The following is a 13673-nucleotide window of genomic DNA, read 5'->3' as shown; positions in this document are numbered from 1 at the left end:
ATTATTAAATTGAAAAATTTTGAAAATCATGGAAAAGGAGTTGCTGCAAAAAAAATATACTAAATGGAACTTTTTTAGGTAATGGTTTTGTTTCAAAAAAAATTAGAAGAAAAATATGCACATTATCTTGGTGACGAATTTAATAAAGAAATTGTTTTGAACTATAAACAAACTACAGCTATGCGTTATATAAATCACAGTTATGAACCAAATTTGAAATTGCAAAAAAAGAAATTAAATAAAGATTTTTTTTATGCATATTACTGTAAGGATATAAATTGATGTGGGTAGCTTTCGATAATGTATTATATAAGGATTTATTTTTAGATGAAACAACTGTTAATTATTTTCCAAAATTTTTAATGTATCAAAATTGCAATTTTTGGAAAAAGTAGAGTAAATATACAATAACATATAAATATCTATTTATTTTTATTCATATGTTATGCAAGTATCTATATCCTTAAAATTTCCACCTATAATTAGGTTGTTTTTAAAAGATTTAATGTAATTTATAGTATGTTCAAGAGGAGTATTTTTAATATAAATTAAATGTGTTTTAGAATTAATCTCGGAAGCTGTACTATGACTTGGAATGAATTTTCCTTTTATATCTTTAATTTTATATAATGTAGAAACATGTATTCTTTTAACTTCTGTACTACTGAAGTCAAGAATATTTAATGTATTTAAAAGTGAATTAAACACTTCCGGTTCAGTTAAATTTTTTGAAAGATAGTTATAACTTAAATTAAGTACTTTAAGATTTTTTAATTTTATCATTGATTTTGGAACTGTTTTTATATGCCCCTGTTTGATACCAAAGAAATCAAAACATCCATTTATTAAAGAGCATTTATTTCTGCCACTTATTTGTAGTTCTTCTAAGTTAATAAGATTTCCAATGTCTTCAGGTATTTTTTCTAATTTATTGAAATTTAAATTTAGAACTTTTAAAGATTCTAATTGCATTAAAGAATTAGCGTCTTTTATAAAATTGTGCTCAAGATTAAGATTTGTCAAATTTGGGTAGTGCTCTTTTAATCTTAAAACATCATCATATGAAATATTTTTTATAATATTATTACTTAAGTCTATGGTAGTAATTTTATTATTAATTTCTCCATTAAATAATGAGTTAATATCTGATAATTGATTATTTGAATTATCAATTACTGAATCAGTATTTATCATTTTTTCATTTTGAAAGGATAAACCGTATTCACTGGCAGTAACATTTAAACAAGTTAAGAAACTAAAGGTTGCAACTGTTAAAATTAATCTTTTTAAAAGCATAAAGATCCTTTTTTAATTCAAATAAAATAACTCATGAACACTTTTCATGAGTAAAAGATAAAGTATCTATTACTTAAATTTAATTTTCGTCAAGTGACCTCAGAATAGTTTAAAATATTGATTTATAAATTAAATTTAAAAAAAATTTTTTAATAGTGTTGGAAAAAATTTATATATAATATTTTTTTAAAATAAAAAAAAGTATTATAAATTTATTTTAGAAGATTAAATATAACACGAGACATTTATCATGAAATAAAGTTAAGGCTTACTCTCACATTTCACATTTTTATCTAAAACTTTAGAATTTTCCGAGAAATAAATATCTGGAATTTCAATATAAATAAAAAATTGATTTCCAGAAGTATTATTTAAATAAGAAATATCAGAATTTTCATTTTTTAATGCAGTAATTCTTTGATTAATAGATTTAACACAATTGTTAAAGTTTAAATCATTTGGCAATTTATTTGCAATCCTAATTTGCTCAAGACATGTCCTATCGTTTATAGAGCAATCATTTTCTACCTTTAAACTTTTCCAGTAACGAATACCTAGGCTATGCTTTGAATTTCTTAAGTACTCATATTTTTGGTTGGAGTGTCTTAAATCCTCAAATACTTTTATTAGTTTGTCACTTTTAATGACAAAGATTTGAAATAAAAATTCAGCACCAAATACATCGTTACCATCATTGATTATAAATTGATTAATTTTCCCACCATAGTAACCTTCTGCTATCATTTTAATTTTAAAGCTTTGATATTTTTTTTTGCATATTTCCAGAAAATTCGAGCTTTTTTTAGTAGGTTCTATTCCTATTTGGGCAGCACCTTTTAGTCCATTATCAACTTCTTCTACTATGACATAATCAGAGTATTTATAACAATTTCTTCTAATAATAGAATTTGAAAACTTACTTTTTCCTACTGAAAGTTCCTTTTTTTTAATAGGCAAGTCATAATTTACATTTAATTCAGAAGCGTGGATATTTATAAGAATAATATTTGAAATTACAATATTAGAAAGATATTTGATTGTTTTTTTGAATTTCACTTTATCAGTACCAATTTAAGAAAGTTAAAATTTATAGTTACTTTGGAAATTTAAATATACTTAACACAGAAAATTTTTTTTCAAGAGATCCTTTGTTTTGATATTCAGTAGATAAGAATACCATTTGCAGATATACTAAAATACCTAAATATATAAATCAAATTTTATAACGCTTAAAATATGCTTATATTTTAAGCGTCATTCTCATTTTTGAAATAAACTAGTTTTATTGTTACATTTTTAATATGATTTCATTAATTTATTAAAGAATTTTTTTAGCAATATAAATTTTTGCAATTTATAGTTAAAATTTTTTACAATGCTGATATAAAAGACTGTCCTGCATTAAAAATTGCTAACTCAGGATTTCCTTTATAATGCAAATACGATTTACCATAGGCGGAACCTGCTATTGTATTATGTGCAAATAAACGAATTTGTGAAGTATGATTACAAGAAACTGAAATATTTTTAGCTTCTAATTCAACGGCATTTAGTTTTGCTGAGCCAAACATATTTATTTTGAAGTTTTCTACATACCCTATTAAATTAGATTGGCTAGTATCCGTTCCTTCAAAACTAAAATGTTCACCTCTAATGTCTAATACACTTGCACATACTGTGTCTCTTATATACAGAGAATTTAATACATGAGTATGAATTATAATTTGTGGGCGTAGAATAGGACTGAAGTCTTCCTCCATTCGAATATATAATTTACCAAAGGAGTTCACTTCGGTGAGAACTTTAGCGAAAAGGCCTTCCTTGCTTCTGATTTCTAGTCCTTGTGGTTTTCCAACAAAAATTTCGACATCAAAATCGTTTGCAATAGCAATGGATGAGAAATAGCCCAATACTCTATTTTGGTAATATGAATTCATACGAACACCCTTTTTACATTTCTATGTGAATGATTTAATCCAAAGAATTTAGGATGAGTTTAAATATATCAACGACATGCAGACTGCAATAGTAAAGTAACAAAAAAACGAGTTATGTCAATAGTCTAGAAAAGAATTCTTCTAAACTATGCAATTAGACGTTGACTCAAACCTTGTCATTTGCTACTAGTTGCCATCTTCAGTTGCCGTCATTCGCGGCAAGAGGTATTTGACGCAAGACGAAATAAGCGTAAGCTATTAATAATTCTGAGGTTTTTATGAGAGAGAACATACATCCTAAATTTGGCCCATGCGAAGTACACTGCGCTTGCGGTAACACATTTGAAACTCGTGGTACAAAAAATGTGCTAAAAGTAGAAACTTGTAGTGTATGCCACCCATTCTGGACAGGAAACCATAAAGTTCTTGATACTGCTGGGCGTATTGAACGTTTTAACCGTAAATACGCTGCTGCAAAAGCAAATCAAACAAACAAGTAACTGTTTAAAATTAAAAGCAAAAGTAGGGAGCATAACCATCTGGATGCTCCCTTTTTTGCATGTTAAAAGGGTTATTTAAACCTTTCACTGAATTTGATCCTTAATCTATTATATGCCTTTTAAAATTGGAAAAATCTTATGATACAACAGTTAGCTAAAATTGAACGTAGATTTTTAGAGTTAGAGAGTCTTCTAGCAAGACCAGAAGTGATTTCTAATAATTCAGAGTTTCGGAAATTAAGCAAAGAACGTGCAGATCTGGAAGAAACTGTTCGGCTGTATCGTGAATTTAAAAAAATAGAAGAAGAAACAGTATCTACTGAGGAGCTTATTGCAGAAAGCACTGGTGAAATGCGGGATATGGCTTATGAAGAACTCAGGACATTGAAAGAGCGCTATTCTGAGTTGGAAAAAGAACTTTCTATTCATTTGTTACCTAAAGATCCAAATGATGGAAAAAATATTTTCTTAGAAATTCGTGCCGGTGCTGGTGGTGATGAGGCAAGTCTTTTTGCTGGGCAATTATTCAGGGCTTATGCTCGTTATGCTGAGCGTAGGAAATGGAAAATGGAAATTATGTCCCTCAATGAGAATGAATTAGGTGGGACAAAAGAAGTAATTGCTATGATTGAAGGCGAAGGGGTTTACAGCGTTCTGAAGTATGAAAGTGGAGTGCATAGAGTGCAACGCGTTCCTCAAACAGAAGCGCAAGGCCGGGTGCATACGTCTACTATCACGGTAGCTGTCCTGCCTGAAGCTGATGATGTTGAAATCTCTATTAACGAAAATGACTTGCGGATAGATACCTATCGTGCTGGTGGTGCTGGAGGCCAGCATGTAAATAGAACTGATTCTGCTGTGCGTATTACTCACATACCAAGTGGTATTGTTGTTGCATGCCAAGATGAACGTTCACAAATAAAGAACCGTGCAAAAGCCATGAAAATTCTGCAAGCAAAACTTTTTGAAGCTGCAGAAATTGAAAAAGAAAAAGCTTTTTCTGAAGAAAGAAAATCGCAAGTTGGAAGAGGCGATAGAAGTGAACGGATTCGTACTTACAATTTTCCTCAATCCCGTGTAACTGATCACAGAATAAATTATACTATCCATTCAATAGATGCTTTTATGGAAGGTGACATTCAAGATATGCTTGATATGTTAAGGCAATATTATCAAGCAGAAGCGTTAAAGTTACAAGCTGAAGGTAAATAAAGTAATGATGCAAAGCGTTGAGCAAAATAAAAGAGAAACTGTTTGGACTATTCGAGAAATTTTGAATTGGACAACAAAACGGTTTGCAAATAGTGGGATAGATACCCCGCTTTTAGATGCACAATTGTTACTAAGTCATGTTTTAAATTTACCTAAAGTACAGCTTTATATTCAGATAGATAAGCCATTAAATGAAATAGAACGTAAAAAATATCGTGATCTTGTAACAAAAAGATTACAAGGCGTACCTGTAGCTTATTTATTGCAAAAGAAATATTGGCATGAATTAGAATTATTTGTTGATGAAAGAGTTCTAATTCCTCGTCCTGAGACAGAGACTATGCTCGATATAGTTTTGCAATTTTTAAAATTAAAAAATATTTTTCCAACTCTAATCTATGATTTTTGTACAGGATCAGGTTGCTTAGCAATAGCGTTAGCAAGAAAATACCCAAATGCAAAAGTTATTGCTATAGATATTTCTGAAGATGCTTTGAAAGTAGCAAAGATAAATGCAGAACAAAATAAGGTAAGTAATGTTAAGTTTTTGCAACTCGATTTGAATATTGAAGAAAATTATTTATATTTACAGAAAGAATTTGGCTGTGCAGAAGTTATAATAAGTAATCCTCCATATGTAACATTTGAGGAATGGGAAAATTTGGATATCTCTGTAAAAAATTATGAACCCAAATTAGCTTTAGTCAGTGAAGATATGGGGCTAAAAATTGGCAAAAATATTACTAATTTTACTAAGAAATATAATTTACTAAAATCTTCTGAGTATATTTTTACTATGGAATTAGCTCATGATCAGCCTGAAAAAGTTTTAGAGAAAAATATTAAAAGTTATTCGAGCAATCATTCACCTTGGAGTTTTCCTAAAGAGCAGTATTTTTCCTTGTGTGATTTAGAAGATAAAAATCGTTTTTTAGTTTCTTTAAATTATACTGAAAATTAAATGCTATTATCTATCAAAAAAATACTCTCCAACATTAGAACGCACTTGGGGAGCGATAGCGCCTTCTTCTTGTCTATATATGTATTTTCCTGAAACATTATTAGTACAATGTAACCAAACCTCATACTTTGTTATTTTATTTTCAAATTCCTCTTCAGCGGAATAAAATGCAACTGATTCAGTTACTTTTTTATAAATATATTTACCGGAGTATTTTTTTTCACTAGTAAGATAATTATTTATATACGTTCCATCTTTATTAAAGCTAAGTTTCATTAATTCGCCAGCTAAGGGATTTTCTTTAGTAAAAAGTTGAGAAACTCTTGATATAATACTTTTATTTGCAAGTGTGTCAGGTAGTTTGCAATTGGCATAGGAACTAAAAGGTAACATAATAAAAAAAGAACATGAAAATAGATATTTTCCTAAATTTTTCATTTATTCTCCAAATATAAATTTATTATTGCAATAAAAATAAGGTATAATTTTAATTATTGCGTTAATAGATTTATATATTTTTTTTGAACTAGTCAACTGATTTTTCTTTGTATAAAACTAAATCATCGATTAATTTATCAATTGTTGCATACGATAGATTAGGAGTTGTAATAATATGAGCAATATTTTCATATGGAGCTATACTCCATTTTTTTATCATTTCACTAGAAGGTTTTTTAAATAATACTATTGGTGAATACTGATTTGTCCAAGCATGAATTCCATTTTGGAGCATTTTATCTCTAGCATACTCTGCTTTAATTATACATTCTTGAACAATATATTTAAATTCATCATATGTTTTTTGGTGTATAGCACACCAAAGAATTAAAGGAGTGATACCATTTCTTGAGCCAGAAATTGTACAATCACCACTTTTAATATATTCAATATAGTGTTTAATTTTATCAACTACAATCTGGTGTGTAATAAATACACCACATGGAATTGGGGAGCCAATTAATTTATGTCCACTTACAGAAATACTATGAAAATCATTTAAATTTAGTGGTGTAGGTAAATTGCAAAAAGGTAGAATTAGTCCATGAAATGCGGCATCACAATGAATATAGTAATTACATATTTTTTGCTTAATTAATATTTCTTTAATTTTTTGAATGTTATCTATAGCACCTGTCATTGTTGTTCCAATATTAGCTAAGATTATAACAGGCTCGTTGTTATTTTCAGATATTTTTTGCTCTAATTCATTATAATCAATTTCTCCATTTGATAAGACAGGAATACACTTTGATTTGCTTCTTGTTAATTCAATTGCTTTTGCAACACTATAATGACTATGTGAACTGAAATATATTATACCAGTTGGATAATGTGAACGTCCAATATGAATTCCTGTTAAATTTCCTTCTGTGCCACCATTTGTTATATAGCCCCATACATCACTTTCTTTTTTATATAAATTTGCAATAAATTTGATAACATCTCTTTCAAATTCATGTGTATTTAATGTGAAGTTACATTGTATTAAAGGATCACCAATATTATTTAAAGCAAATTCAAAAAATTTACTTAGAACAGAATAATCAAAATTTTGATTTCCAGGATAGCCTGTTATAAATTCTTTATTTTTTTTTAATTCTGAGTATTTTTCTTCTAAAGTATTTCTATAATTTGTAAAGTCTAAGTTTTCCATATAATACCTCAAGGTAAATTTTAATTTTGAGTATAGTATCTGATAAAAATTTTAGATTCAAATTAGATAGTTAATTGGTGTTAAGTTACAAAAAAATAAACTAAAATTAAATTTTTTTATTTTAAAACGAATATATTTAAATACTTTTATTCTCTTATCAAAACATCATTTTCAAAGAAATTACAGATATGTTTATTAAAATATTCTTGACAGTGTAATGCTAATTTTTCGGTAGATAAATTACAGCCTAATAAATTTAGAGTCGTTAAAAACTCTTCATGATTTCTTCCCTGACGATAATCAGGTTCTTTGGAAGGATGGGCTAGTAATTCAGAAATTAAATTCAGGTTTGGTTGAACAAGTAAACTTCCTTGATACACAAGCAAATGTTTTTTTCTAAAAATACTTGTCCCTGCTATTTTTTTGTCTAGGTAACAAATATCACTTATTCCATTTTGTGTTAATTCAGGACAGCCAATATCTTTTAAGGCATTTATCCAAAGTTGATTTATTAATTTGAAATAATTGTGGTTATTAAATACATCTTTTGCATAAAATGCAAAAGTTAAAATTAAGCAACCTTCACCTAGTACCACTGTTCCACCACCCCCCTTTCTGCGGAGGATTGGAACATTTTGTTTAGCACAATTCTGAGTAATGACCTCAGTATCAGCTTTATTTGAACTTGAAAGGACAACTACATTAGCTTTAGTTTCAAAAAAACGAAACAAAAATGGATGTTCTAGTCCATTTTTGAATGCAATTTTTGGCCATAAAGTATTGGGTAAATTTAATACCCAGTTGTCCATCCACATATTAATGAGTTAATATTTCTAAGAGTTCTTGATGAGTCATGCGAGAGATGTAAGGTGCATCTGTAGTGAACCTATCATTTAATTCCGTTTTTATCCATATTGCTTCACAACCAGCTTCTTTTGCTGCAATGAGGCCTCTCTCGGAATCTTCAAATACGATGACTTCTTTAGGTGATAAATTTAAATCTTTTAAGGCTTTTAAATATAAGTCAGGAGCTGGTTTTTTCTTCATACCTGTTTCAAGCCCTATTATTTTATCGATAGGAAGATTTCCATCTGTATATTGAGAGATTATGAGTTCAATTTCTTTTGCTGGGCTGTTGCTAGCTATTGCATTTATCACTTTATTTTGAGTGGCTATTTGTAAGATTTTTGGAATTTCTTTATAAAATTGTGCCTTTTTATCTAAAATAAGCTCCCAATATATTTTTGCTTTTTCTTTGCGAATGGCTTCTGGGTCACAAGTTAAGTGATACATTTCAATTTCTTTAGCCACTCCACCACCAGTATGTGTGAAAGTTTCAAAGTAATCGTTTTCGTTAAGTTGATGATTGCATATTTGAAAAGCTTTTGCATAAGCTAAGTAGTGTACTTTTTCAGAATCACAAAGGCATCCGTCGAAATCCCAAAGTATTGCTTTTTTGCTAAGTATTGTATTTCTTAGAAAATTCAACTTCGCACTCCTTACTTAATGAAATGAGCAAAGGTATAAGCTCATAATAATTGAGCTTCACATAGCTATTTTAACTGCTCTGTGAAATTGCATAGGTAGCATGAAACTTTTTTTTGGGCTAGTTTGAGAATTAAAGAAAAAGATAAATTTCTAAACTTGTAGTTGCGAGCTATAACAAACGTGTATTACTTACGGAAAGATTTGTGCTATTTTTTTATAGCCCATATGAAAGTATTTTCAATGCCTTTTAATTTGGCATATGTAGACATAGATTCTGTTACAGGTTAAATACTTTTTGTTGAATTTTGTTTACGAGGAGAGGATGAACTAAATGAAACGAGTTGTTGTTACAGGCCTTGGTATAGTCTGTCCTGTTGGAAATAATCTAGAGGAATGTTGGGATAATATTATAGCGGGCAAAAGCGGTATTGGGAAATTGACTATGTTCGAACCCCCTGAAAACTGCGTGACTATTGCTGGACAAGTTAAAAATTTTGAGCCAACAAAGTATATGAATGAAAAAGAAGTCAAGAGAAATCAAAGATTTGTTCAATTGGCTGTTGCGGCTGCAAAAATGGCACTTGAAAACGCTAAGTTTGAAATTACTCCCGAAAATCAAAATCATATTGGTGTTTCTATTGGAGTCGGTATTGGTGCGTTAGGATATTTAGAGGATCAATCTTTTATTGCAAGAACAAAAGGTATTAGAAGAGTTTCTCCATTCACCATTCCAGGTTTTATAGGAAATATGGCTGCTGGTGTCGTTTCATCTGAAACAGGTGCCAAAGGGCCAAATGTTTGTATGGCAACTGCTTGCTCAAGCGGAGCTCATTCAATTGCAGATGCATTAATGTATATTCAAACAGGAAGAGCAAAAGCTATGATCTGTGGGGGTGCTGAATCTGCTTTAAGCTTGATTGCTTACGCAGGCTTTGGGCAGATGAAAGCGCTTTGTAGTGCGCATTCAGATGAGCCTGTTAAAGCTTCAAGGCCTTTTGATAAGGAAAGAAGTGGCTTTGTAATGGGTGAAGGATCGGGAATTTTAATTCTTGAAGATTATGATTCCGCTAAAGCTAGAGGTGCAAATATAATTTGTGAATTTGCGGGTTTTGGTGCATCTGGTGATGCTTTTCATTTTACTTCACCAGCTCCAGAGGGAGAAGGTGGTGCGAGAGCAATGCAGCAAGCTTTGCATACTGCAGGATTGAAACCTGAAGAAATTGGATATATTAATGCGCATGGGACATCTACTGAATTAAATGATTTATGTGAAACTCAAGCAATTAAAACTGTATTTAAAGAACATGCTTATAAACTAAATGTTAGTTCAACAAAAAGTATGACTGGACACTTGCTAGGAGCTGCTGGTGGAATTGAAGCAGTATTTTCTGTAATGGCTTTAAAAACTGGAATGATTCCTCCTACTATAAATTATGAAAATCCAGACGAACAATGCGATTTAAATTACACTCCAAATAAATCTGAGCAACGTCAATTAAATGCTGTTTTATCTAATTCATTTGGGTTTGGTGGAACAAATGTTTCTTTAGCTTTCAAGAAATTTATTCCATAAATTTTTTAATTTAAGAGAAAAATGGGCTTATCAATACTTTGATAGGTCTTTTTTTATTTTAAAATTGGTTTAAAATTAAAAGAGTTGGCAAAAATAAATATAACGTACTTTATTTTAAGGATTGGCAATGTCTTTTAAATATTTAATAAATTTTTTTCTGACAATTTCCTTTTTAATAAATGGGTATGGATTTGCAAAAGAAAAGAAAATTATAACAATTGGTTACTTTGTTGCTCCTACTTTTATATATGAAAATGATCGCCAGCAATTAGTTGGTCCTCTGTATGATTTTATTCGAACAATTGAAAGTATAAGTGACTACCAATTTGTGTTTGAAAAATTTAATCATACAAGAATGAGCCATGAAATAAAACTAGGCCATATTCAAATGATGGCCATGTCTGCTAAGCAATTAGAAAATGAGTATGTTATTAATAGTGAAATTCCTTTCATGAAAGATAAGCCTTACTTAATTGCAAGAAGTGATTTTAAATTAAATAAAATAACATCTGTGAAACAACTTGAAAATTTAACAATTGGAATAAAACAAGATGCTGCTATTAGTAATTTTTTATTGGAAAATAAAAGTAAATTAAAATTTGAAACTTCTGCTTCTACTGAATCTATATATTTGTTAATATTAAAACTTTTGGGGAAAAGAGTTGATTTAATTCATGGATATAGTTCTCATGTTTTTATTTATTTAGCAAGAAAAAATAAAATTAGTGATAAAATAAAGCTAGTTGAAATACCAGGGGAATACTCCGCAATTTATTTTGGATTTTCTAAGAAGTTAGATATATCAGATAGAGATAAGTTGAATAAATTAATTAAATATTTATTGCTTGAAAAGAAAATTAATTTAACTGAGCAAATTAAAAATTGGGACGATTAAGGTTTATTTCTAAAATTTTTATCAATTGCTTTAGCTCAGTTATAATATAATTTGTATTAGCATTTTGTTTAGTTTTGAGACCGGTTCTATGCAACCAACAAGTGTCGAGCCCTGCATTTTTTGCACCATGGATATCAGCCTCTAAATTATCCCCAACCATTAACACTTTTTCTTTAGGTATATGTGAATGCTTAGTTAAAGCTAAATGAAATATTTCAGCTTGTGGTTTTCTTACCCCCACTTCTTCAGAGATAGTAACAGATTTAAAATATTTGCTTAAACTCGATGCCTGTAGACGCGGCTTTTGGGTATCTGTAAAACCATTCGTGATAATTCCTATTTCAATATTATTTGCATGAATGATATGGCATAACTGCTCCGCATAAGGGATGGTATGTGTACTTTTGGAAATTTTTTCGATATAAAAATCTGCAAAGATTTTTGGATCTTGTTGAATTTGATGAGTTTCAAATAATTTTTGAAACCGTAGAATTTTCAAGTCATTGGCATTGATGTCGCCTTTTTCCAATAACGTCCATAATTCTTTGTTCAATTTTTGATACTCAAAATATAAAAGATCCTGATGGTAATTTATATTAAAATGAGTAATTGCCTCTTTAAAAGCAATTTTCTGAGACTTGTTAAAGTCAAAAAGAGTATCATCAGCGTCAAAAAATATTAAAGAGTATTTCATTTTTAGGCCTTTCATACCAATAACACAATGAAAGCTAGAATATTGCAAAGCTCTTGTTAAGAAGCAAGGAAAGTTTTCTAATGGCTACAAATTGTTCAGATAATTTAGTATTTATGAACGACTTATTACAAAATAAAACGATAACATATACAGCCACTTTCATTTTCACAGCGGCGGTTATTCATACATTTTGCACAAGTAAAATTAATGCGTTATCGCATAAATTTAAAAAAGGTTCTATGCCTGAAAAATTGCTACACTTTTTAGGTGAAGTAGAGGTTGTTTTTGGATTTTGGGCTTTTATCTTTATTGCATTTCTTTCCATTGTCTTAGGAATGTCTTCAACAATCAGTTTTTTAAACCAACTGGATTTTAAAGAAACAGTTTTTGTTTTTACAATCATGTGTATGTCAGCAACAAAACCTGTAATGAATTTAGCGGATAGGGGTATTACTTACTTATCTATTTTTTTTGGAAAGATATTTTTCATAAATCAAAAAATAGCTTTTTTTTGTTGTATTTTAATTTTTGGTTCTTTATCAGGCTCTTTTATTACAGAGCCAGTAGCAATGACTGTTTGTGCTATGTTGCTATATGAGCACTTTTTTTCTAAATCGGACAATTTGAAGTTTAAGTATTCAATGCTTGGATTACTATTTGTAAATATATCAATAGGCGGTACTTTAACTCATTTCGCCGCCCCCCCTGTTTTGATAGTAGCTAGTACTTGGAAATGGGATGCGGCCTTTATGTTTACTAATTTTGGTTGGAAGTCCATGTTTGCTGTAGTTATAAGTACAATAGTTACAGCATTTATTTATCGAAACGAAATTAAAGCATTGGATAAAAAGCAAGTTCAACTAGAAGAAAAAGAAAAGTCTCCTTATTGGATTATTTTAGTAAATATCTTTTTCTTAGTCTTATGCATTATTTATCATAAATATATCTCTTTCTTGGTTCCTTTATTTTTACTATATATTGGTTGGTATGAGGTAACAAAAGAATATCAAGAGCCTTTAAAAATTAGAGAGAGTTTGTTGGTTGGATTCTTTTTAGGTGGATTAGTTACTTTAGGAGCTTTACAGCAGTGGTGGTTGGTTCCTATTGTAAATATGCTTGAGCCAGTTTCTATGTTTATTGGAGCCACTGCTTTAACGGCAGTGACTGATAATGCTGCGTTAACTTATTTAGGGACACTTGTTCCTAATTTGTCCGATGCAATGAAGTTTTCCCTAGTAGCTGGAGCTGTAGCTGGAGGTGGTTTGACAGTTATTGCAAATGCTCCTAACCCAATTGGGTATGGTATTTTGAATAAAACACTTGGAGAAGATGGTATAAGTCCATTAAAACTTTTTTTAGGCTCTCTTCCCTACACAATATTTGCAATAATGTGTTTATATTTCTTATAATAAATAAAGTTAAGATATATTTTGAAAATTTTTACAACGCATTTTGAATGCTAA

The 13673-nt window shown here is 29.6% G+C and carries 15 protein-coding genes; 7 read left to right on the top strand and 8 right to left on the bottom strand.

Features of this window, described 5'->3' with window-relative positions; genetic code table 11:
* Positions 1-87 precede the first annotated feature (87 nt).
* Positions 88-282: a hypothetical protein gene (locus tag GOY08_RS13320; RefSeq protein WP_158999409.1), complete on the top strand. Its 195-nt coding sequence runs from the start codon at positions 88-90 to the stop codon at positions 280-282.
* A 150-nt stretch (positions 283-432) separates the two neighbouring features.
* On the opposite strand, the gene GOY08_RS13315 is transcribed toward GOY08_RS13320, so the two are convergent.
* The 3 genes from GOY08_RS13315 to GOY08_RS13305 all read right to left on the bottom strand — a co-directional run bounded on the left by GOY08_RS13315 (position 433) and on the right by GOY08_RS13305 (position 3233).
* Positions 433-1296 (bottom strand): leucine-rich repeat domain-containing protein, encoded by an 864-nt coding sequence (locus GOY08_RS13315; RefSeq protein WP_158999408.1) that lies wholly within the window; start codon positions 1294-1296, stop codon positions 433-435.
* A gap of 261 nt (positions 1297-1557) precedes the next feature.
* Positions 1558-2352: a hypothetical protein gene (locus tag GOY08_RS13310; protein ID WP_158999407.1), complete on the bottom strand. Its 795-nt coding sequence runs from the start codon at positions 2350-2352 to the stop codon at positions 1558-1560.
* Positions 2353-2666: 314 nt separating this feature from the next.
* A complete protein-coding gene (locus GOY08_RS13305; RefSeq protein WP_158999406.1) occupies positions 2667-3233 on the bottom strand; it encodes a GIN domain-containing protein in 567 nt (188 codons plus the stop codon).
* A gap of 278 nt (positions 3234-3511) precedes the next feature.
* Between GOY08_RS13305 and rpmE the strand changes: the two genes are divergently transcribed.
* The 3 genes from rpmE to prmC all read left to right on the top strand — a co-directional run bounded on the left by rpmE (position 3512) and on the right by prmC (position 5906).
* The gene (rpmE, locus tag GOY08_RS13300; RefSeq protein WP_158999405.1) at positions 3512-3733 is read left to right on the top strand and encodes a 50S ribosomal protein L31; all 222 of its coding nucleotides are present in this window, start codon (positions 3512-3514) and stop codon (positions 3731-3733) included.
* A gap of 138 nt (positions 3734-3871) precedes the next feature.
* Positions 3872-4945, top strand: coding sequence for a peptide chain release factor 1 (gene prfA / locus GOY08_RS13295; RefSeq protein WP_158999404.1), 1074 nt, complete (start codon positions 3872-3874; stop codon positions 4943-4945).
* A gap of 4 nt (positions 4946-4949) precedes the next feature.
* Complete coding sequence (prmC, locus tag GOY08_RS13290; protein WP_158999403.1) at positions 4950-5906, top strand: peptide chain release factor N(5)-glutamine methyltransferase; 957 nt, start codon at positions 4950-4952, stop codon at positions 5904-5906.
* 6 nt (positions 5907-5912) lie between these two features.
* On the opposite strand, the gene GOY08_RS13285 is transcribed toward prmC, so the two are convergent.
* The 4 genes from GOY08_RS13285 to GOY08_RS13270 form a co-directional block, all read right to left on the bottom strand.
* Positions 5913-6344, bottom strand: coding sequence for a hypothetical protein (locus GOY08_RS13285; RefSeq protein ID WP_158999402.1), 432 nt, complete (start codon positions 6342-6344; stop codon positions 5913-5915).
* Between the two features lie 88 nt (positions 6345-6432).
* Positions 6433-7560 carry a histidine decarboxylase gene (locus tag GOY08_RS13280; protein WP_158999401.1) on the bottom strand — a complete coding sequence of 376 codons (1128 nt, stop codon included), beginning with the start codon at positions 7558-7560 and terminating at the stop codon, positions 6433-6435.
* Positions 7561-7706: 146 nt separating this feature from the next.
* The gene (locus GOY08_RS13275) at positions 7707-8369 is read right to left on the bottom strand and encodes a lipoate--protein ligase family protein (RefSeq protein ID WP_158999400.1); all 663 of its coding nucleotides are present in this window, start codon (positions 8367-8369) and stop codon (positions 7707-7709) included.
* 7 nt (positions 8370-8376) lie between these two features.
* Positions 8377-9048: an HAD family hydrolase gene (locus GOY08_RS13270; protein ID WP_158999399.1), complete on the bottom strand. Its 672-nt coding sequence runs from the start codon at positions 9046-9048 to the stop codon at positions 8377-8379.
* 331 nt (positions 9049-9379) lie between these two features.
* Between GOY08_RS13270 and fabF the strand changes: the two genes are divergently transcribed.
* Entirely contained in the window at positions 9380-10621 is a 1242-nt protein-coding gene (gene fabF / locus GOY08_RS13265) for a beta-ketoacyl-ACP synthase II (RefSeq protein WP_158999398.1), read from the top strand.
* 127 nt (positions 10622-10748) lie between these two features.
* A complete protein-coding gene (locus tag GOY08_RS13260) occupies positions 10749-11516 on the top strand; it encodes a substrate-binding periplasmic protein (RefSeq protein WP_158999397.1) in 768 nt (255 codons plus the stop codon).
* On the opposite strand, the gene GOY08_RS13255 is transcribed toward GOY08_RS13260, so the two are convergent.
* A complete protein-coding gene (locus tag GOY08_RS13255) occupies positions 11497-12210 on the bottom strand; it encodes a YjjG family noncanonical pyrimidine nucleotidase (RefSeq protein WP_158999396.1) in 714 nt (237 codons plus the stop codon). The two genes, GOY08_RS13260 and GOY08_RS13255, sit on opposite strands and share 20 nt — an antisense overlap.
* A gap of 80 nt (positions 12211-12290) precedes the next feature.
* On the opposite strand from GOY08_RS13255, the gene GOY08_RS13250 reads away from it, so the two are divergent.
* Positions 12291-13619 (top strand): putative Na+/H+ antiporter, encoded by a 1329-nt coding sequence (locus GOY08_RS13250; protein WP_202914065.1) that lies wholly within the window; start codon positions 12291-12293, stop codon positions 13617-13619.
* Positions 13620-13673: the final 54 nt, after the last annotated feature.

Origin of the sequence: Pigmentibacter ruber, from assembly GCF_009792895.1 — a bacterium.
GTDB lineage: Bacteria > Bdellovibrionota_B > Oligoflexia > Silvanigrellales > Silvanigrellaceae > Silvanigrella > Silvanigrella rubra.
The sequence above is the reverse complement of the archived record's forward strand: the minus strand, read 5'-3'. Positions and strand labels throughout refer to the sequence as shown.